The organism is Lactobacillus sp. ESL0700, from assembly GCF_029392095.1.
In the GTDB taxonomy this organism is placed as follows: domain Bacteria; phylum Bacillota; class Bacilli; order Lactobacillales; family Lactobacillaceae; genus Lactobacillus.
This window is the reverse complement of record NZ_CP113930.1, coordinates 1901445-1922356: the sequence shown is the minus strand read 5'-3', so window position 1 is coordinate 1922356 and position 20912 is coordinate 1901445. Positions and strand designations below refer to the sequence as shown.

14 protein-coding genes are annotated in these 20912 nt (G+C 34.8%); 11 read left to right on the top strand and 3 right to left on the bottom strand.

Annotation, left to right across the window (positions count from 1 at the left end; translation table 11 throughout):
• Positions 1–93: 93 nt before the first annotated feature.
• A complete protein-coding gene (locus OZX63_RS09120; protein ID WP_277143410.1) occupies positions 94–1011 on the bottom strand; it encodes a LysR family transcriptional regulator in 918 nt (305 codons plus the stop codon).
• Positions 1012–1194: 183 nt separating this feature from the next.
• Between OZX63_RS09120 and OZX63_RS09115 the strand changes: the two genes are divergently transcribed.
• Together OZX63_RS09115 and OZX63_RS09110 are read left to right on the top strand one after the other, a co-directional pair.
• Positions 1195–2475, top strand: a complete 1281-nt coding sequence (locus tag OZX63_RS09115; RefSeq protein WP_277143409.1) for an SLC13 family permease — start codon at positions 1195–1197, stop codon at positions 2473–2475.
• A gap of 17 nt (positions 2476–2492) precedes the next feature.
• Positions 2493–3977, top strand: coding sequence for an FAD-dependent oxidoreductase (locus OZX63_RS09110; RefSeq protein ID WP_277143407.1), 1485 nt, complete (start codon positions 2493–2495; stop codon positions 3975–3977).
• 179 nt (positions 3978–4156) lie between these two features.
• On the opposite strand, the gene uxuA is transcribed toward OZX63_RS09110, so the two are convergent.
• Entirely contained in the window at positions 4157–5233 is a 1077-nt protein-coding gene (gene uxuA, locus OZX63_RS09105; protein WP_277143404.1) for a mannonate dehydratase, read from the bottom strand.
• A 22-nt stretch (positions 5234–5255) separates the two neighbouring features.
• A complete protein-coding gene (locus OZX63_RS09100) occupies positions 5256–6893 on the bottom strand; it encodes a mannitol dehydrogenase family protein (protein WP_277143402.1) in 1638 nt (545 codons plus the stop codon).
• Positions 6894–7086: 193 nt separating this feature from the next.
• Here OZX63_RS09100 and OZX63_RS09095 point away from each other — a divergent pair, with 193 nt between their 5' ends.
• The 9 genes from OZX63_RS09095 (at position 7087) to OZX63_RS09055 (ending at position 20894) form a co-directional block, all read left to right on the top strand.
• The gene (locus OZX63_RS09095) at positions 7087–7755 is read left to right on the top strand and encodes a GntR family transcriptional regulator (RefSeq protein WP_277143401.1); all 669 of its coding nucleotides are present in this window, start codon (positions 7087–7089) and stop codon (positions 7753–7755) included.
• A gap of 366 nt (positions 7756–8121) precedes the next feature.
• Positions 8122–9570 carry a glycoside-pentoside-hexuronide (GPH):cation symporter gene (locus OZX63_RS09090; RefSeq protein ID WP_277143399.1) on the top strand — a complete coding sequence of 483 codons (1449 nt, stop codon included), beginning with the start codon at positions 8122–8124 and terminating at the stop codon, positions 9568–9570.
• A 44-nt stretch (positions 9571–9614) separates the two neighbouring features.
• Complete coding sequence (locus tag OZX63_RS09085) at positions 9615–11210, top strand: tagaturonate epimerase family protein (protein ID WP_277143397.1); 1596 nt, start codon at positions 9615–9617, stop codon at positions 11208–11210.
• Between the two features lie 35 nt (positions 11211–11245).
• Complete coding sequence (gene uxaC / locus OZX63_RS09080) at positions 11246–12658, top strand: glucuronate isomerase (protein ID WP_277143396.1); 1413 nt, start codon at positions 11246–11248, stop codon at positions 12656–12658.
• 183 nt (positions 12659–12841) lie between these two features.
• Positions 12842–13879 carry a LacI family DNA-binding transcriptional regulator gene (locus OZX63_RS09075; RefSeq protein ID WP_277143394.1) on the top strand — a complete coding sequence of 346 codons (1038 nt, stop codon included), beginning with the start codon at positions 12842–12844 and terminating at the stop codon, positions 13877–13879.
• 23 nt (positions 13880–13902) lie between these two features.
• Positions 13903–15303: a glycoside hydrolase family 28 protein gene (locus tag OZX63_RS09070; RefSeq protein WP_277143392.1), complete on the top strand. Its 1401-nt coding sequence runs from the start codon at positions 13903–13905 to the stop codon at positions 15301–15303.
• Positions 15304–15324: 21 nt separating this feature from the next.
• Positions 15325–16560, top strand: a complete 1236-nt coding sequence (locus OZX63_RS09065; protein WP_277143390.1) for a condensation domain-containing protein — start codon at positions 15325–15327, stop codon at positions 16558–16560.
• 276 nt (positions 16561–16836) lie between these two features.
• Positions 16837–18249, top strand: coding sequence for a glucuronate isomerase (gene uxaC / locus OZX63_RS09060; RefSeq protein ID WP_277143388.1), 1413 nt, complete (start codon positions 16837–16839; stop codon positions 18247–18249).
• A gap of 17 nt (positions 18250–18266) precedes the next feature.
• Positions 18267–20894 carry a family 78 glycoside hydrolase catalytic domain gene (locus OZX63_RS09055; RefSeq protein WP_277143386.1) on the top strand — a complete coding sequence of 876 codons (2628 nt, stop codon included), beginning with the start codon at positions 18267–18269 and terminating at the stop codon, positions 20892–20894.
• Positions 20895–20912: the final 18 nt, after the last annotated feature.

Here is a 20912-nt window from a genome sequence, read left to right as displayed (position 1 = left end):
AAAGAGTCCGTTAGAGCTTGAAAGTTCTAACGGACTTTTTTGGTATTTAGATTTTATTTAAATATTTTTACACTCAAATTTAATATATAGAATTTAATTCCATTCATTTTTGGCCATTAAAATTGCTTCTTTTAATTTAGACGTTATGTTTTTAAAATATTTTTGCTTTTTTTCTGATTTTAAATACCCAATACCGTAATTAATAGTTATGTCACAATCTAAATATTTATAACAAAGATCTGAATTATCGTGATCATATACAAAAGAGGGAACAATAGCAATGCCGGATTCTGATGAAACTAAGATTTTGGCAAAGGATGCTTTATTAATTATTTCAATTTGTGAGGCCTCATCGCCTAAATACATTTGAATTTTTTGATATAAAAGACTTACTGATTTTAGCGGTACTTTGCCGTTCCATAAATATATTTTATGCTTAGCTAATTTTGAGATAGGTATTCTATTAAGTTGAGCTAGTGCACTATTTTTTCTAACAATTACCGAAAAGCCTGCTGAAATTAAAGGTGAAAAATCAAATTCATTTTTATTAAAAAAATCCTCTTGATAAAGCATAAAATTCAAATCTCTTTTTCGTAATTTCATTTCAATGTCGTCCAACTTGGCAACATTAGTAGATTTTAATTGAATGCCCCACTGTTTAGTTTTGTTCATTTTTTTAATAAATAAAGGTAAATATTTTTGTTCAAAAGGTATATTTGAAAAGCCGATAATTACTCTATTATTGTTGATTTTACTTGATTGCTTTATTTTTAAAATAGTATTGCTTAATTCATTATCAACTTTGACAGCTGCTCTATAAAAGCATTTACCTTCGTTAGTAAGTTCTAGCTTCTTATGTACATTTGAAATTAACTTCACATCTAATTCTTTTTCTAATCCATGAATATTTTTAGAAACAGTGGACTGTGATAAATATAAGTCTTTAGCAGATTTTGTAAAACTTAGTGTTTTTCCTAAAGATATTAGGCATTTTATTTGTGTTGAATTCATATTAAATATTCCGATTTATCATATTCTTATTACTTTTAAGGCTAATCATAAACCACTTGCACTGTTAAACTCAACCATGTAAATAAAAGTTTGTTTTTTTATATGCATTATAGGAGGATATAAATTTATGCATGTTCAAACTGTGAAAAAGCAAAATATTTTGAATGAAAGGAGTTGTTAATTATGAATGCAATGATGATAACGGTGCTCATACTTTTAGCGGTAATTATAGCGTTTGTTTCTGGCAAGGTACCTATTTCGTTAATTGGGGTAGCTGTTATGTTTGCCTTGGTTATATTTAATATCTTACCTGTTGAAAAAGCTTTTGGTGGAATAACTAATACATCGGTGATTTTATTTGCGGCAATGTTTGTAATTGGTAAAGGAATTCAAAAGACAACCATTGTGTCTGGTGCAGCTAGCTTAGTTAAACGTTTTAAAAATAAGCCGAAATTATTAACATTTTTTACTTGTATAATTGCGGCTCTTTTGGCAATCGTATCTAATGGGACTATTGCACTAGTAATCATGTTACCGATTCTTTGTGGTATTTGTGACGATATTGGTATGTCGAAAAGCAAATTATTATATCCTTTTCAGGTAGTTGCTGTATCAGCAGCAGGTGCTTGGTTTTTAGGTATAGGAGCACTAAATATGTCTTGGTCAAACGTTATGATAAAGCTTGGTGCGCATACAGCCATAAATATTAATGATTTTCTTATTTCTAGAATACCTTTTTTGATAGTAATTATACTTTACATGACATTTTTTAGTAGTAAGTTATTACCAAATATAAGTAATAAAGATTTAGCTGCTGAGTCGTCAAAAGATACAGCTAATTCGAATAAAAATAAGTTATCAAAAGTCCAAAATGCTATTGCTATTTTTATTATCTCAGTAACCATTATTTTGATGATTCTTTCTTCATACTTAAAATTACAATCTTATATTATTGCAATTGCAGGAGCATTAATGCTTGTTATTACAGGTGTTTTAAGCAATAAAGAAGCTTTAGGAGCTTTAAATATAAATATAATTTTGTTAATAGCCAGTATGTTAGGTCTAGCTGATGCTTTACAAGCTAGTGGTGCAGGTAACTTAATTGGTACAGCAATGGCTAATATAGCTAAGAATATTAGTAATCCATTTTTAATGATGGGGTTATTTTTTACAGTATCTTTTATTATTGCAAACTTACTTGGAGGACTAGCTGCTATATCTATCTTGGTTCCACTTTGGACACTAACGTGTTTAAAATTAGGGCTTGATCCCAGAGGGGCTGTACTTGCTGCTTCAACGGCCAGTGCTTTTAATTTTTTAACACCAGTTGGTTGTCATAGTTTACCGTTGATTATGGGAATCGGAGGCTATACATTAAAAGACTTTTTTAAATGTGGTGGACCGTTAGCAATTATTTTATGTATTTTAAGTAGTTTTGTTATGCAAGTAATGTATCCACTTTAGTGCTGAAAGGAAATAAAATGAATAATAAATTTGATGTTATTGTTGTTGGTGGTTCAAACGCTGGTGGCTTTGCTGCAGCAGCAGCAGCTGAAAAAGGTCAGCATGTGTTGGTTATTGATAAAAGTAGTACTACCGAACATTTATATCGACATTGGTTAGGTGGTGTTAATACTAAAGCACAGAAAAAAGCAGGTGTAGAAATAAATAAAAAAGACCTTGCTCAATATTTAACGGCCTTTACTCAAGACAATGTTGATCAAAAACTTATTTGGACTTGGATAAATAAGTCGGGAGAAACTTTAGATTGGTTGGAAGAAAAGATATTAAGGCCTAGGGGTGAGCATCTTTATAATGAACCAGATGCTTATTGGGAAACCATGATTAATAGAGCTTTTCCTACCGAACATCACGTAAGTATTGATGATAAGTCTGATGATAAAAATTATGGATTATATGTTATAGAATATGCTAAAAATAAGGGTGCAGAGTATAGATATAATACTAAATTAGAACACCTGATTACTGATGATTCTGGTAGAGTAATAGGTGCTAAAGTTTTAGATGTTACAACCAATGAGCATTATAAAATTTATAGTAAAGCTGTAATATTATGTACTGGAGGATACGGTGCTAATAAAGAACTCCTTAAGAAGTGGAATCCTACTGTTCTAGATAAATGTTGCTATACTCAAAGTCCTCGTGATGATGGTTCTGGTATTATTGCTGCACTCGAAATCGGTGCTGCAAAAGACCAAGAAGCTGCATCTATAATATTTGATAGAGGTTTAGTTCCAGTAGGAACTAAATCAAAAGACACCTATATTATAGATTGGCGGAATCATCAATATAATTTAGGCTCATTTCCATTTTTAAAAGTAAATCTTAAAGGAGAACGCTTCTTTAACGAAAGTGCTCCATATCAATTTGATATGAATGCATTAATGCATCAGCCGGGACACATGGAAATATTAATTTGGAATCAAGAGTTAATGGAAAATTTAAAGGAATTACACACATTAGGTTGCTCAAGAGTTGGATGGCCAGGAAATAAAGCAGTTCCCGAAAGAATCGCGCAGAACGATGAAAGGATAAAAAAAGGATTAGTCAAAAAAGCTAATTCGATTGAAGAATTAGCAAGTAAACTAGATTTACCTAAAGATACACTGATGAAAACAGTAAATCGCTATAATAAATTAGCTGATGAAGGTAATGATATTGATTTTGGTAAAGAAAAGTTCCGTTTGGTTTCGATAGAAAAGCCACCATATTATGGTGCCTGGTTTAGTGGGGTTTTACTGTCTACGTTAGATGGCCTTCATATCAATGATCGCATGCAAGTATTGGATCATGATTGTAATCCTATCTTTGGTTTGTATGCTGCAGGAAATTGTTCTGGTGGGTTCTTTTGGGGTTCTTATGAAGATAGAGTGCCCGGTTTGACGTGTAGTCATGCGCAAACATTTGGAAGACTGGCTGGCCAATATGCAGCTAGTGGTAATTAAATAAATATTTTTGTTGATCCAGTCGAATTAAAAGTTACAGACGGCCAGTACCTATCTGTCAAAGATCCCTACTTTATTTTTGCGAGTGTTTTATATTTGAAAATGTATCTTTATACTTTTCGTGAAAAATAAGGCATAAAAAATATCCAGCATTGTGCTGGATATTTTTTGTTGATTAATTATTTACGGTCCTTATCAATAGCTTCCCATAGACCATTCAAGTAGGTAATACTTAAAGCACGGTCGTAGAGGCCATATCCAGGACGACCATTTTCGTTCCAGATATCGCGTCCGTGATCTGGACGAATGTAGCCTTGATAATTATTGTCGTGCAAAGCTTTGATGATTTCATACATATCAAGTGAACCTTCGGATGAAAGTGCAGCTGATTCGTGGAAGTCACCATCTTTATTTAAGAATTTGATGTTACGGCCATGAATAAAGAAAACACGGTCCTTAGCTGCAAATTCGCGAATAATTGCTGGAACATCATTTTCTGGATTTTCACCTAAACTACCACAGCAAATGGTGAAGCCATTGTATGGTGATTCGTGCAATTGTTCAATCTTAAGCATGTCGTCACGGTTCTTGTAAATCCGTGGCAAACCGAATAATTCACGTGGTGGGTCATCTGGGTGCATTGCCATACGGACATCGCATTCCTCGCAGACTGGAATAATTGCATCAAGGAAGTATTTCAGGTTAGCAGTTAACTTTTCAGTATCTACATCCTTATATGCTTCCATTAACCGCTTGATTTCAGCCATTCTTTCTGGTTCCCAACCAGCTTGAACGTAACCGTTAGAGTTCTTTTGCATTGCATCGGCAATACTTTGTGGGTCATCGGTCAAGTACTTTTGTTCAAAAGCCATTGCAGTTGAGCCATCAGCTAATGGGTAATGCAAGTCGGTTCTAACCCAGTCAAAAACAGGCATGAAATTATAACAAATAACCTTAACGCCATATTCTGCTAAATTGCGAATTGTTTGAATGTAGTTTTCGATATATTTGTCTCTACTTGGCAAGCCGATTTTAATATCATCGTGAACATTAACTGACTCGATAACTTCGAGCTTTAAACCAGCAGCTTCGACCTCATCCTTTAGGTGCTTAATTTGGTATTTTGGCCAAACTTCTCCAGCTGGAATATCAAACAGGGTACCAACTACTTGTGATACACCCGGAATTTGCCGAATATCTGATAATGTGATGGAGTCGTTGTTATCACCGTACCATCGAAATCCCATGTTTTTCATAAATATAAATCTTCCTTTTTAATTAAAATTGATAGCTCTTCGCTTTAATAGTTTCATGTAAAGTAGAGCGAACAGCTCCTTTACCAGCAATCAATTGTTTGAAGTAGTTTTCTACTTTGTCAGCAATTCCTACTTGGTAAAGATCGTTACCAAAAATACTATCGTTAGTTAAAATTGGCTTTAATGCCTTGTGAATATCGGTATTGGTATCACCGAGTTTAATGTCAGCAACATAAGGCTTTAAGTCGGCTAATAATGGATCACGACTTTGTGTAAATTCTGCACCATTGTCATCGATACCCATTAAGTAGCGGCACCAACCGGCAAGAACTAACGGGATAAATTCAAGCTTAGTCGGGTCAAGCTTCGGGTCATCGATGTAGTGTTGCAAGGTTACACCGTAACGTACAGGAATCTTTTGTGAAGTATCACTGGCAATTCTTTGTGGCGTGTCAGGAATATTCTTATTTGGTAAACGAAGGTTAATCAATTCGTCAATAAACTTCTTCGGGTTAATAATCTTTGGATCTTTAACAACTGGTAAATCTTCGCCGTAACCTAAGTTTTTGATTAAACCAAGCAAGTCTTCATCGGCAAGTTCAGCTGCAATTGAAGTGTATCCCAGCAAATTACCATAGATGGCAAGAGCTGTATGCAAAGGATTCAAACAAGCTGTAACTTTCATTTGATCGGCATCATTAACAGTGTCGCGACTAGCTAACATGACGCCAGCCTTTTCTAATGCTGGACGACCGTTAGGGAAACTGTCTTCAATTACTAGATAATGAATCTTTTCAGTGTTACCAAACGGAGCAATATTAGTGTGCTTAGTCGTGTGAACAATTTCAGTATCTGCGAAGCCACTTGCTTTGAGTTCATCAGCAACACTTTGAGCTGGGTTAGGTGTAATCCGGTCAATCATTGTCCATGGGAATGAAACTTGCTTCGGATCTTTCAGGTAATCAATAAAGCCGCTGTCGACAAGACCATTGTTAGCCCAACCTTCGGCAATTCTAAGAACTTCTGTTTCCAGTTTGAGACCATTTTGTGAAAAGTTATCAGTGCTGACCATTGCGATTGGCAGCTTGCCAGCTTGATAACGAGCATATAACAAATGAGCAATTGCCCCCATATTTGTTTGTGGCTTATCAGGACCATTTTCAATATCAGCTTGTGCTGCATCAATTAGATTGCCGTTGACGTCAGTTAAAGCGTAACCTTTTTCGGTAATTGAAAAAGTAGCGAATTGCAATGATGGCTTAGTGAAGATTTCGGTTAATCTGTTCCAACCACTAGGATTTGTATGGTTGAAGTAGAGTGACTCGCCAACACTTGCTAATAATTCTTTTTCTAATGAACCGTCACTGTTCATGACGACACTTAACATTCTGTTTTGGTAGCCATGGTAAATCTTATCAATAACTTCATCATCGTAAGTTTCAGCGACTACTACTCCGCTTGAAAGTTCGTTTTGATTTAATAAGTCTTGAGCGATTTTAGCATGGAAGCAACGGAAAAGGTTACCGCCTCCGAAATGCACCCAAACAGGATTTTCTTTAGTTTCGGCTGTTATTTTAGCTTGATCATATTGAGGAACAGTAATTCCTTGAGCTGCAAAGTCAGCGCCTTTTTCTAAATAATTGTCACTTAACTTAAGCACTGTAATACCCCCTTAGGTATAAACAAGATAGTATTAATTGCGATTTCAATATACTAATATATTACTAATGTAAACGCATTATTTGTAAATGTCAATATCTATTGAGAGATTTTTATTCATTTAGAATTTTTTTGCAAGTAAATAGGAGTATGATGTAATAAAGAAGATAATAAAATAAGAGAGGTCACTGACAATGGCAATGATTTCAACCATGAAAGAGCAAGTTTACAATACAATTCTAAAGCGGATTATTAGTCTACAATATTTACCCGGTCAAAAAATTTCTGAAAAAGATTTATGTGAGGAACTGCAAATTGGGAGAACGCCAATTAGGGAGGCAATTCTTCAATTGCGTGAAGTTGGGTTAATCGTTGCTGTGCCGCAATCAGGGACTTACGTTTCGAAGATTAATTTGCAAAAGGCAAAGGATGCTCGTTTTATGCGTGAAAGTGTTGAAACGAAGGTTATTGAAGAAGCGGTTGAAAAGTTATCTGATTATGACTTTATGATTTTGCGCCAAATTATTGAACGCCAGAAGCTTGAAGTTAAGACAACTCATAATGATATGCGCTTTTTTGAGCAGGATGAAAATTTCCACCATTATTTTTACCAAGCATCAGGTCGTGAGCAAGTCTGGTTATGGTTGCAAATGGTTAATATGCAGCTAAATCGGTTCCGTGTACTAAGGCTGCGTAGTAAGAGTTTGTCGTGGGACTCATTGGTTAAGGAACATGAGCAAATTTTAGAAGCTGTTAAAGAAAAGCAGCCGGCAGTAGCAGTTAAGTTGCTTTCAGGTCACTTGCACCGGATGCTTGATGAGGAGCCAACTTTACGCCGCGATTATGCTGATTATTTTGAATAATATTTTTAAACTCACTAATTATAGTAGTTTTCGATTTTAGATCGAAAACTATTTTTTTATTTTAAATTTTTTGTTGACAAAAATATCTTTTAAGAATATTATGTAATCGATTTCAGATATACTAATATATTAAGAAGATTTATATTTGAAGAAATGAATTTATGGATTTATCGAATTACCGATACAAATTAGTTCAACTAATGCTTGGGTACCAAATTCTCTCAATTACCGATTTCGTTAAGCACTAATCATTAAAAATGAGAGAGACAGTTATCGAAGTTATATTTTTACAGAAAAATGTTAACGTGTGCATTTTTGGCTAAGTAAAATAAATTTATTCAAATATTTTTAATATGGAGGTGTGTAATGGAGAGCATAGATGCGAATATTATTGATAAAAAGGCAAAAGACTGTGATGCTACGCTGGTAAATGATTCGTCTAAGCACATACCACTTCACCAAAAAATTGCCTATGGCTTTGGTGATTTTGGTAATGGCTTCATGTTCGACCTTGGCCAATCTTATTTGACTAAGTTTTGGATTGATGGTGTTGGTATTGGTGCAGGAGTTGTCGCTGGAATCTTTGCGTTTACTAAGATTTTTGATGCTTTTATGGATCCGATAGCAGGTTCAGTAGTTGATAATCGAAAAAACATTGGTAAACGCGGTAAATTTCGACCGTTTATGATGGTTTCAGCGATAATTCTAGGAATTTTGACGATTGTTACCTTCACAATGCCGAATGGTTTATCAACAAATCAAAAAATTATTTATGCATATGCTGCTTACATGATCTGGGGTTTAACTTATTCGTTCACTAATGATCCTTACGGTTCACTAGCTTCGGTAATGTCCAGAAATACGCAAGACCGTAGCTTCATGGCAACAACAAGACAAATTGGTTCAGTAGGGGCCCAATTTATTGCTGGTGTGGCATTTATCCCGTTAACTGTAATGCTTGGTGGTAGTAACCAACGTCGTGGCTATTTCTTAGCTGCATCAATTTTTGCTGTATTAGGTGTTGTGATGTTTGCGATTTGTTACTTTGGCACGAAAGAAAATGTTCACGTTAACAGAAACAAATCTGCGCAAAAAGAAGGCTTTAAAGATTACTTCAAGGTTATTTTTAAAAATGGCCCACTGGGAGCAATTATTTTAATGACTTTGTTTACCATTTCTGCAATGAATACCAATAACCAAATGATGGTGTTTTATGCGGAATATAATCTGGGCAATATTGGCTTGCAGCCAGTCATTAACGCAATTATGATGGGCTGTTCAATTGTTGGGGTATTTATGATTCCAACTCTTACTAAACACTTTGGCCAAAAGAAAACTGCAATGTGGAGTTTTGTTATTGGTGCAATAGCTAACATTTTAAACTTTGTTTTGCCTAACAATGTTGTTACCTTCATTGTTTTAGTAACGATTGGCTATACTGCTCTGGCAATTCCAAATGGGATTACCTGGGCAATGGTTTCCAATGCAATTGATTATGGCGAATGGCGTTCAGGCACTCGTAAAGAAGGTATCACTTACGCAGCATTCAACTTTTCAAGAAAAATCGCGCAATCTTTAGCAGCGTTAGTTTCTGCAGGTGTATTGGCAATGACTGGTTACGTTGCCAACGCTCATCAGACACCAGGCGCTCTTAGAGGAATTAAAGCGGCAATGACATTGTATCCAGGTGTTTGCTTGATTTTAGCCGCAATTATTATCGGCTTTTTATATAAGTTAGATGATGATCGCTTTGCTAAGATTGTTGACGATTTAGACCACGGCCTCTGGGAAGGTGGCCGAATTGGCGATAACTAAGATTAATTATTTAAAAATGTAATTTTGTAGATAGGAGAAATATTATGGATTTAAATAAATTATTATGTAATGTTAAAGAGATTTTAGCTGCCGATGGCAACTATGATAGTTTGACTAATGAGCACATTTATAAGCCCTCAATTCAAGTAGATCGGCGCAATGTATACTTTATCCTTCATCAAATGGGTACTGATGGCATTATGCAAAAGAAGTTGGTAGTTTATGAAAACCGTCTAACTGCTACAGATTTTGAAGCAGTGGAATCTTTAACGGATGTTGACTCAACTTTGTTAGTTGCTGAATTAAACGAACATAACAATAATGCTTTAGCTAAACGCTTTCACTGGATTCGTCCAACCTCACGGCGTAATTACAAATACTCCTTTGGTTTAGGTGACCGGTTGGGTAATGCATCAAATGCTCATATTAGATTGTTCAAGGGCCGCGGTGTAATGCCAGTGTTAGCCCAACAATCAATTCGAGAATTGGTTTTGATGAACCGGACTAATACCGATGTATTCCAAGATGCTTCATGGTCAGTCTTTGAAGAAGGCTTTACCTATGGCTGGGGTGCTGATGGTGACCACGTTAAGACACCTTATGAAGTTGATTATGCTGTTAAGATTGGTTGTTCAATCATTACGCTGGATTTAACAGAAGTAGTTAATAATGATGCTGTTAACTTGAGTGATGAAGAATTAGATAAACAATTTAATGCTCTTGATCCAGAACAAATCAAATACTTTAACGATACTTATTTGAACAAAACTTTTGATATTGGCAATGGCTACTCAGTTAAGTTTACTAAGCATGATGTTGAAGAATCTGTATTGACTTACTATGATGCACTTCTCTTTTCAATTAATGTTTATCAAAAATACATTGTCCCTTATAACTTGGATCTTGAAATTTCAATGGACGAGACACCATACCGGACAACTAATCCTAACCACTACTTCTTTGCTAATGAATTGAAGCGTCGTGGCATTACACCAACTTCAGTAGCACCAAGATTTGTTGGTGAATTCCAAAAGGCAATTGATTACATTGGTGACCCTAAGGAATTTGAAAAGGACTTTATCGTTCATGAAGCAATTGCTGAACATTTTGGCTATAGATTAAGTATTCACTCAGGTTCTGATAAATTATCAGTTTATGAAATTATTGGCCGGATTTCTAAGAAGAATGGTTGGCATGTCAAGACTGCTGGTACTAACTGGCTTGAAGCATTACGAGTAATTGCTCATAAAGATCCAGAATTTATGGTTGAGTTGTACAAGTTTGCTTACGAAAATCTTGATGACGTTAAGGATTACTACGTCTTTGATGCTCAAACTGATGGCAATGCTCCTAAACCTGAAACAATTACACCAGCTAATGTAAATACATTGTTAGATGACAATGATTCACGGCAAATTTTACACACAATGTTTGGCCCAATTATGAACTTGAAGCACAACTATCACTATGTATACCGTGATAAGTTCTGGAACATTCTGCTTAAGAACCAAGCTTTATACGACAAGTACTTGAATATCCATATTGCTGAACACTTAGACTTGCTTCAAGGTGTTGTTAAGACTAAGCAAGAAGCCTTAGATAAGAATGAACCTAAGACTGATATTTCTAAAGAAATTTAGTTAACAAGATTAACCTAAGGAGGTTTTAATCTAGTATGAGTTTATTAAATCAAGATTTTTTGCTGGAAAATGATACAGCGAAGACGCTGTTTCATGACTATGCAGCTAAGATGCCAATTATCGATTTTCACTGCCACTTGAATCCAGAAGAAATTTACGAGAACAAGAATTACCCAAACATTACTAGAATTTGGCTCAACGAAGGACATTATGGTGACCACTATAAATGGCGTTTGATGCGGGCAAATGGTGTAGATGAAAAATACATCACCGGTGATGGTGATGAATATAAAAAGTTTATGGAATGGGCAAAAACCATTGAAAAGTCTTATGGTAATCCACTTTATGAGTGGACACACCTAGAATTACGGCGCTTTTTCCATATTGATGAAGAATTTACCCAAGAATCAGCTCCAAGAATTTGGCAAAAAGCTAATGAACTGCTGCAAACTGAAGATTTTAAGCCGCGCAACTTAATTAAGAACTCAAATGTAAAAGTTGTATGTACGACTGATGATCCTGCTTCGGATTTAAAGTATCACAAGCTACTTAAAAAAGAAGAACAACAAAACGGGTTTAAGACCTTGCCAGCAATGCGTCCAGACAAATTAATTCAAATCGATCGTGATGGTTACGGCGAATATCTGGAAGAATTAGGCAAGATTTCTGGTGTGACAATTAATAGTTTTGATGACATTGTTAAGGCTCTTCATCAAAGATTTGAATTCTTTAGTGAAATGGGCGGTCGTCTATCAGATCATTCTTTATTAACTTATCACTTTAAAGAAGCTACTAAAGACGAATTAGATCAAATTGTCAAAAAGGGGATTGAAAATAAGCCTCTTAGTCAAACAGAAATTGATCAATATTTGACAATGTTGCTAGAAAAGCTAATGGCTTTGAACAATGAATTTGATTGGACAATGCAATTCCATATAAACTCTAATCGTGATCTGAATCGGCCAATGTTTGACCAGTTAGGTCCTGATACTGGATATGACGCTGTTGGTACCCAACCAGATATTGTCACCCACATTACTAAACTGTACACGGCAATGCAAAGTAAGAATCAAGTTCCAAGAACAATTTTCTATTCGTTAAACAATAATGATTGGATGGAACTAGCAACTATGATGGGTTGTTTCCAAGGGGGAATGGTTCAAAAGCTGCAATTAGGTGCTGGTTGGTGGTTCAATGACACCGCTGAAGGCATTGAAAACCAGTTGCGGATTTTCGCTCAAGAAAGTTTATTACCTAACTTTGTTGGGATGCTGACAGATTCACGTAGTTTTCTTTCTTACCCAAGACACGAATACTTCAGACGAGTATTGTGCAACTTTTACGGTAAGTTGGCAGAACAAGGACGAGTACCAGATGATACTAAGAAATTAGGTAAGATAGTACAAGATATTTCATATAATAATGCTAAAAATTACTTTAATTTCTAAAAAATAAATACATAAATAATCTTTAAAAAACTAATTTCAATTTCGTAAAAAATCAAACGGCAAAAAAGGCACTTAGAAATACAAATAATTCTAGGTGCCTTTTCTAGGCTTGACCATTTCTTTTGTTACAGCCATAATAATTTTTACTAAAACTAACACATTATGTAAAGGGAAGTGGCAGTGATGAAAGATATTAATAAAGGTGGCAATGTTGTAACAATCAGAACGATTGCTAAATTGGCCAATGTTTCACACACAACAGTTTCTCGAGCTTTAAATGGCAGTTCATTAGTTAAGCCACAAACACGGGAAAAAATAGTTAAAATTGCTCAAGAAGTAGGTTATGTTCCTAATATTAATGCTAAAAGTTTGGTAACCAATCGCTCATATATGATTGGGATTTTCTTTACAGATTTAAATACGGGAACATCTGCTAGCTTTTTGACAGATGTAATTGAACAAACACAAAAAATATTGCCGACTGGCTATTCTTTGTCAATTAATAGCATTGATAATGCAATGGCAGACCACAGTGTCTCGGTTAGCAACTTTGATGGCATTATCTTACTGAGCCAATCTGCTTCTGATGATCAATTTATTGAATATTTGCACAAAATTGGTGTTCCGCTAGTTATTTTGAATAGGGTAATTAGACGCAAGGATATTAATAACTATGCGATTGGTGATGAACTTGGCGGCAAAATTGCGACTGAATATGCTATTAGGATGGGCCATCGTAAATTTGCATTAATCAAAGGACTAAGTACATTTGAGTCAGCTAAACTAAGAACTAAAGGTTTTATGTCCGCAATTCGTGCTAATAATATTAAACTTGATCCTACATTAATCAAGCAAGGCGATTATCGGCCAAAGAGTGGCAATGTTTTAATGCGGCAGATTTTGTCCAGCAGCAATATCCCAACTTGTGTTATTTGTGAAAATGACGATATGGCAGTTGGCGCAATTAATGCATGTATTGAATTGGGCTATAAAATTCCAGAGGATATCTCTTTTATCGGCTTTGATGATATGAGCTATTCTAAATATTTGGTTCCAGCATTGACTACTGTTCGCAAACCCACGTCTGTCATTGTTCAACTTGGTATTTCGCAGCTGATGAAAATTATGGCTGGCGATCAGCAAGAAGCAATTGAGCAAAAAATAATTAACCCAGAAATTATTGTCCGTAATTCGGTTTTAAATATCAAGCGAGATAGTTAGTTTTATAAAGATGGGAGGTAAAAGTGAAGCATATCTTCAAAAGAATTTTTGTTAATGGACTGATTGCAATGGGAATCATACTTAGTGGTGCAAGTTTTACTTTGCGTGCAGAAGCTAAAGCGGCTAAAGAAACTGTTGCAATTAAACAAAAGCATGTAAGTAAAAAAGACACGACGCAACAAATTCAGTCAGCCATTAATCATATTGCCAAAGTTGGTGGCGGCAAGGTAATTATCGCTCCCGGCACATATTACTTAAAATATTTAAATTTAAAGAGTAATGTCAATTTACACCTAGATCGCGGTGCTAAGCTTGTCTTTTCAGATAAGTTTTCTGCCTTTCCAGCAGTTAATACCAGATATGAGGGCGCCGCTATTAAGATGCGGCATCCAGATATCTACGGCAATAATATTTATAATGCCGCTATCACTGGCAGTGGTACTTTGGATGGTAATGGTCAAGCTTGGTGGAAAATGTACAAAAAGGCTAAGCAGGGACCACTGAAAAATGCACCAACAACGTCTTTTAAATATACCAGACCATTTTTGTTAGCTTTTGACCATAGTTCACAAATTAAAATTCAGGGTATTAAACTAGTTAATTCACCTGCATGGACAATTCACCCATTAGAAAGTGAGAACGTATTAATCCAGGGGATCACAATTGATAATCCCTTGACTTCACCTAATACTGATGGAATTGATCCCGAGTCTTCGAACAATGTCAAAATTTTAAATAATACAATTAGTGATGGGGATGACTGTATTGCAATTAAGTCAGGAATTGAAACTACCAATCCTAAAAGCTCCAGTCATAACATTATTATCAGCAATAATTTAATGCAGCACGGGCATGGTGGTGTTGTTTTTGGTAGTGAAATGAGTGGCGGCATTCATAATGTCATTATCAGTAATAATATTTTTGATCATACAGATCGTGGCATCAGAATGAAAACAAGACGCGGTCGCGGCGGTCAGATTAGTAATGTTACTGTTTCTAATATTATTATGCAGGGTGTCATCACGCCATTAGCAATTAATGAATTTTATGGTAAAAGTGGTGCAACTGCGAACAATTATTTATCTAATACCAAGCAGCCAATTACTTCGGGTACCCCAGCTATTAGTAACATTAGTCTGACTAATATTACTGCAACTGATGTTTCTTCTGTAGCTGGATTTATTTATGGCATACCAGAATCTCCAGTTGATGGGGTAACACTTTCGAACTATTCTGTAACGATGGCACCCAATGCAGTTGCTCAGGAGCCAGAAATGATTGATCATGCACAAAAATATGCGGATTCTGGCTTTTGGTTTGAAAATACGACTAATGTTCATCTGAATAACGTGTCAATTAAGGGGATAACCACTGAAAAGTTTGTTCATAATGTGAATAATCAAGATTTGAATTGGAAGAATTAATCCGAAAGAAGATGTTTATTAATGCGTAAATATGTAGGTGAACCATTAAATATTCTTCATACAGTTGACTTAGATACAATGTATCCCATTATTAGATGCGAACTTGATTTTACTTCACAACTAAATCGCCAGCGATTTACTGCTGCTTTAGCTGCTACAATACAAGTAGTTCCCGAATTACTGTGTTGCTATGACCTTGCTACAAATAGTTTTGTTCAAATAGCAGACAGCGCTGAACAAGTAATTAAGTACAATGTTACTTATCCTGATGAAGATATCAAAAATTGGAACTTAATGCGTGAACCGCAAATTAAGATTTACTGGTGTGATTATCACAGGCAAACCAAGTTGGTTATTTACTTAAGTCATATTTTGACAGATGGTGCTGGCAGTAAGCAATTACTGTATTTGCTAGCAAAAGCGTATTCGGAGGGACCACGAGCATTAACCAATATTCATAATTACCAAAAAATTGCTTGGCTAGAGCAATTAATAAGTAATTATCAAAAAGTCCCGGCAAAACAAACTGACCATCCTGTTAATCCGCTTTTACTGCCGGCTATTGCTAGTAACGGTCAGAAAGCCCGCTATGTTGGCAGTCTTAGTCTAACTAAAACAGAAACTACTCAGTTGATTGAGGCGGCTCATCTAAAAGGAGTAACTGTTAATGATGTTGTAATGACGGCTTTTGGGCGTACTATTCAACGTTTTGCTGGGGTGCCGGATATTTCGCTGGCCTGTCCAACAGATATGCGTAAATTTGGTCCGAAAGTTAATGGTGTTCAGGTTGCAAACTTAACTTCAAGATACAATATCACAATTACGACGTCGTTAAGTGAGAACTTTAGCGATTTAGTGCTTCGAGTTCATGATGAAATGTTAACGCTGAAAAATAATTTTCAATGTTTTGATTCCATTAAGGATTTGCTGCTGCAGTATCATACAGAACCGTTAACTAAACTCCAACAAGTTGTGCAAGATAACTACCACGTTCGCGATATTGCGTATACTAATTTTGGCATTGTTGACGAGGAAAAGCTGGCCTTTGGTGCTACTGAAATAAAGCGGGTAATATTAACTGGTGGTTTTAGAACTGCACCAATGTATCAAATAGCGGTGGCAACATATGGGGGATGCCTAAATTTGGCATTTAACATGAGTGGCACACAAGCAGAATACGATTGCGGGATGGCGATTGCAGCTAACATGCGTGATATGATAAATAATTTTTCACTTAATGCAATTATTAATCATTAAATGGAAAAATATAAAATTTACTTGATAAAAATTATTCGGTAAAAAATAAAAGAAGAAATAGTCAAAAAACGAATTTTATTATTTTTGAAAGAGTATTAATTCGTTGAATTGATAGGCTATTTCTTCTTTTTTTATTTATGGAAATCTGACTTTTTATTCTTCAGTATAGTATATCGGCATAAATTTTTGGTTGACAAAAATTTATTTTAATAATACTATGTAATCGATTTCACGTATACTAATATATTAGAATTAAAATTAGAAAGGCAGTAAAAAATGACATTATTAAATAAAGACTTCTTACTAACTAATGAACCTGCCAAAAGATTGTTCCATGAGCACGCAGCTAAGATGCCAATCATTGATTTTCATTGCCATTTAGATCCTAAAGAGATTTATGAGAATAAAAATTATCCCAATTTAACCCGGATATGGATTAATGATGGCTTGTTTGGTGATCATTATAAATGGCGACTAATGCGAGCAAATGGTGTTCCCGAAGAATTAATCACGGGCGACGGCGACGATTATGAAAAAATGGTTGCTTGGGCTAAGACCATTGAAAAAGCAATTGGTAATCCGCTATTTGAATGGACTCATCTTGAACTAAAAAGATTTTTCGGCATTGATGATACTTTTAACGAAAAGAACGTTAAGGAGATTTGGGATAAAGCTAATAAAATGCTGGCCACAGAAGACTTTAAACCCCGTAATCTGATTAAGAATTCAAATGTCAAAGTTGTTTGTACGACGGATGATCCTGCTTCTGATTTGCATTATCACGAATTATTGCAAAAAGAAGAGCAGAAGAATGGTTTTAAAGTTCTACCAGCAATGCGGCCTGATAAAGCTTTTGCTATAACAGCGCCAACGTATGCAGAGTACTTACAAGAATTAGGTAATGCAGCTCAAGTTTCGATTACCGACTTTAAGAGTTTAGTTAAAGCCTTGGAAAAGCGGTTTGAATTTTTCCAAGCTCATGGTGGTAAGCTATCCGATCATGGCTTGAATACTTTCCATTTTGTTAAGGTTACACCTGAAGAACTAGATAAGATTGTTGCTAAGGCAATTAATAAACAAGAACTGAGAATTTTTGAAGTAGATGCTTACGTGACCGGTCTGGTAGAAGCTTTAATGCGTCTGAATAATAAATTTGGCTGGACAATGCAATTTCATATTAATGCATTACGCAATGCCAACAAACCAATGTTTACCAAAATTGGCGCTGATACAGGCTTCGACTCAATGGGAACACAAGCTGATATTGCAGACAATATGATGCGTCTGCTATCTGACATGCAAAATGAGGACAATATTCCCAAGACTATCCTGTATTCCCTTAATCCTAATGACTGGATGCAATTAGCAACTGGCATGGGAGACTTTTATGAAGGCAGTGCCCAAAAATTACAGCTTGGTTGTGCTTGGTGGTTCAACGATACCCGTGAAGGTATGGAAAGACAGCTTAGAACAATGGCGCAACAAAGTTTATTAGCTAATTTTGTTGGGATGCTGACGGACTCACGCAGCTTTTTATCTTATCCAAGACATGAATATTTTAGACGAGTTTTGTGTAACTTAATTGGTGAATGGGTCGAACGTGGCCAATTACCTGAAGATTATGATTATTTAGGCCAAATTGTTGAAGATATTTCATATAACAACGCCAAAAATTATTTTGGATTTTGATTAAGGTGATGTTTTATATGGGTAATGAATTAAAAGTTGAAAATCTAAAAGTCAATTTAAAATCTTTTTCCTATAGCGTTAGACAACTACCTACGTTTAGTTGGCAAATTAAAAATGAAAATGGATGTTTTCAAAAAGAATTTAGAATAATAATTGCTAAGAGCAAAGACTTACTTTTGAAAAATAAGCTTTTATTTGATTCAAAGTGGGTTAATTCGAATAATAATACTGCTGTATGTATCAAAGAAATATCTGATTTATTAGATACAGGAACCTTATATTATTGGAGTGTATGTATTAAAGATCAGAATGGAAACGAGAGTGAATTTTCTAAACCTAGCTGTTTTATAACAGAATTTTCTCAGGAAAAATTTGATCAACTTAAGGGTATATGGTCATTAAATAAAACTGGAAAAGAGCAATTACCAGATTTAGGTACGACTGTCTTTTTTAGAAGTCCTCAATTTAAAGTAATAACTGAAAATGTTGATAAAGCTATTTTAACAGCAGTTATAAAGGGTAATGAACCGACGTTATCCCAATCTTGTGATCTTTTCTTTAATGGCCAAAGTATAGGTGTAGGATCTGCAAGATCTCATCCAAATTATCATGAAACTAAAAAGACACAAATTTTTTATAATTCTTATGATGTAACTGAATTAATTAAGGAAAATAATTTAATTGCTGTTAAGGCAACTGGTGTTGACAAAAAGCGTGCTTTTTACGCTTTTTTAACCGTGTATTTAGAAAATGGGCTACAACAACAAGTTATAGTAACTTCATCTGATTGGAAAGCATTGGATGCAACAGCTGCTTACGGTGATTTTGATTCAAAAATACGAAGTCTGTATTTTGAAATGCCTGAAGAAAATGTTGATATGCGATATTATCCGCAGGGTTGGATGAAAAACAGTTATGACGATCATAATTGGAATCAGGCTTTAGTAAAAAAATATTCATTAATTGGTGATGACGAATTTGTTTCGGCTTATCCGTCTGAAAATACATATCGATATAAATTATCTACTAAATTACAAACAATTAAGGTAATTGCTGAAAATGACATTTTAATAGATTTAGGTAAAGAGGTTATTGGTAGTTTAGCAGTAAATATTAATAGTACTTGCGATCAAGAAACTATTATTTATTCAGGCGAGCAATTGAATGATGATGGTACGGTAAGACATCACCTAGCTTGTGGACCTGATTATGTTGAAAAATGGACCTTAGTGCAGGGTAAGAATATTTTCTCAACTTTACAAATGAAGAATTTTAGATATGTAGAACTAAAAGGATTCGTTGGTGAAATTCATATTGGTGATATTACTGGATGGGCAATGAGACAGCCATTTGATGACAATGAAGGTTCTTTTTATTCAGATGACAAATTGTTAAATGCTGAATATGAAATGTCTAAATATACTATCGAAGCTACAAATCAGGATATTTATGTTGACTCACAAGCAAGAGAACGACGCCCGTATGAAGGGGATTTGCTAGTCAATGCAAATACCAGTTATAGTATTTCGTCTAATTACTCATTAGCAAGACATTCAATCGATTGGCTGCTTGATAATCCAACTTGGCCGGAGGATTATAAATTATTTAATGTTGAAATGGCTTGGTATGACTATTTATACACAGGTGATATTTCATTATTAAAGACGCGATATGGAATCTTAAAGAAGAAATTTTTAAGAGGACCAAATGATTCTGATAACTTTGATGAAAAAGTTGGCTTAGTTAGTGGAAATGGTCTGGTAGATTGGCCGATAAGAGAACGAGATGGATTTATTGAATCTAAATATAATACACCGTTTAACTCTGTTTATGTAGGCGACTATCAAATAATGGCTAAAATTGCCAATGAACTTCATTGTGAGCAAGATAGCAAATTTTATTTAAAACGAGCAGCAATAATTAAAAATACATTGCTTACTAAACTATTTAATAAACAAGAAGGTATATTTTATGACTCAATGGATGAGGATGGAAATGTAAACAAGCATTGTTCGCATCACGCTTCAGCTTATGCTTTAAGTTATCAAGTATTTAAAGATCAGGCGATGGCAGATAAATTATGTACGTTTGTTGCTAATAATGGTGAATTTGTAGGTAGTATTTATTTCATTTACTTTATTTTAAAAGGTCTAATTAACGGGCATCATGCAGAATTGGCATTGAAATTATTAACTAATACAAATTGTGGAAAAGATAAAAAAACATTTGCAGCTATTCTTAATAATCTTCATGCAACAATTGCTCCCGAGGCTTGGAGTAATTATTATAAGCCCAACCTAACAATGTCACATCCATGGGGAGCTTCTCCCGGACTAGTAATAATCCAAGGCATATTAGGTATTGAACCTATTAAACCAGGATTTAAGGAATATTCAGTTGATTTTCATGTAGGTGATTTACATGAAATTTCAGCCAAAGTTCCAACAATCCAAGGTGAATTAGTTTTTGATTATAAATTAACGGATAAATATAAAGTATTAAAGATAAAAGCCCCGAATAATACTATTGGCAAAATAAATCTTGCTTTTAAATCACCTATCAAAGAAATTTCAGGAAAAGCATGTAATAAAGATAATTACTTATTAATATATCCCGGTGCTTCAACCATTAAATTTGATAAATAAACTTATACAAGGAGGTAA

Excerpts from the sequence above, each read along its gene's own strand:
- OZX63_RS09120 (WP_277143410.1), bottom strand. The coding sequence starts at position 1,011 with ATGAATTCAACACAAATAAAATGCCTAATATCTTTAGGAAAAACACTA.
- OZX63_RS09115 (WP_277143409.1), top strand. The coding sequence starts at position 1,195 with ATGAATGCAATGATGATAACGGTGCTCATACTTTTAGCGGTAATTATA.
- OZX63_RS09110 (WP_277143407.1), top strand. The coding sequence starts at position 2,493 with ATGAATAATAAATTTGATGTTATTGTTGTTGGTGGTTCAAACGCTGGT.
- uxuA (WP_277143404.1), bottom strand. The coding sequence starts at position 5,233 with ATGAAAAACATGGGATTTCGATGGTACGGTGATAACAACGACTCCATC.
- OZX63_RS09095 (WP_277143401.1), top strand. The coding sequence starts at position 7,087 with ATGGCAATGATTTCAACCATGAAAGAGCAAGTTTACAATACAATTCTA.
- OZX63_RS09090 (WP_277143399.1), top strand. The coding sequence starts at position 8,122 with ATGGAGAGCATAGATGCGAATATTATTGATAAAAAGGCAAAAGACTGT.
- OZX63_RS09085 (WP_277143397.1), top strand. The coding sequence starts at position 9,615 with ATGGATTTAAATAAATTATTATGTAATGTTAAAGAGATTTTAGCTGCC.
- uxaC (WP_277143396.1), top strand. The coding sequence starts at position 11,246 with ATGAGTTTATTAAATCAAGATTTTTTGCTGGAAAATGATACAGCGAAG.
- OZX63_RS09075 (WP_277143394.1), top strand. The coding sequence starts at position 12,842 with ATGAAAGATATTAATAAAGGTGGCAATGTTGTAACAATCAGAACGATT.
- OZX63_RS09065 (WP_277143390.1), top strand. The coding sequence starts at position 15,325 with ATGCGTAAATATGTAGGTGAACCATTAAATATTCTTCATACAGTTGAC.
- uxaC (WP_277143388.1), top strand. The coding sequence starts at position 16,837 with ATGACATTATTAAATAAAGACTTCTTACTAACTAATGAACCTGCCAAA.
- OZX63_RS09055 (WP_277143386.1), top strand. The coding sequence starts at position 18,267 with ATGGGTAATGAATTAAAAGTTGAAAATCTAAAAGTCAATTTAAAATCT.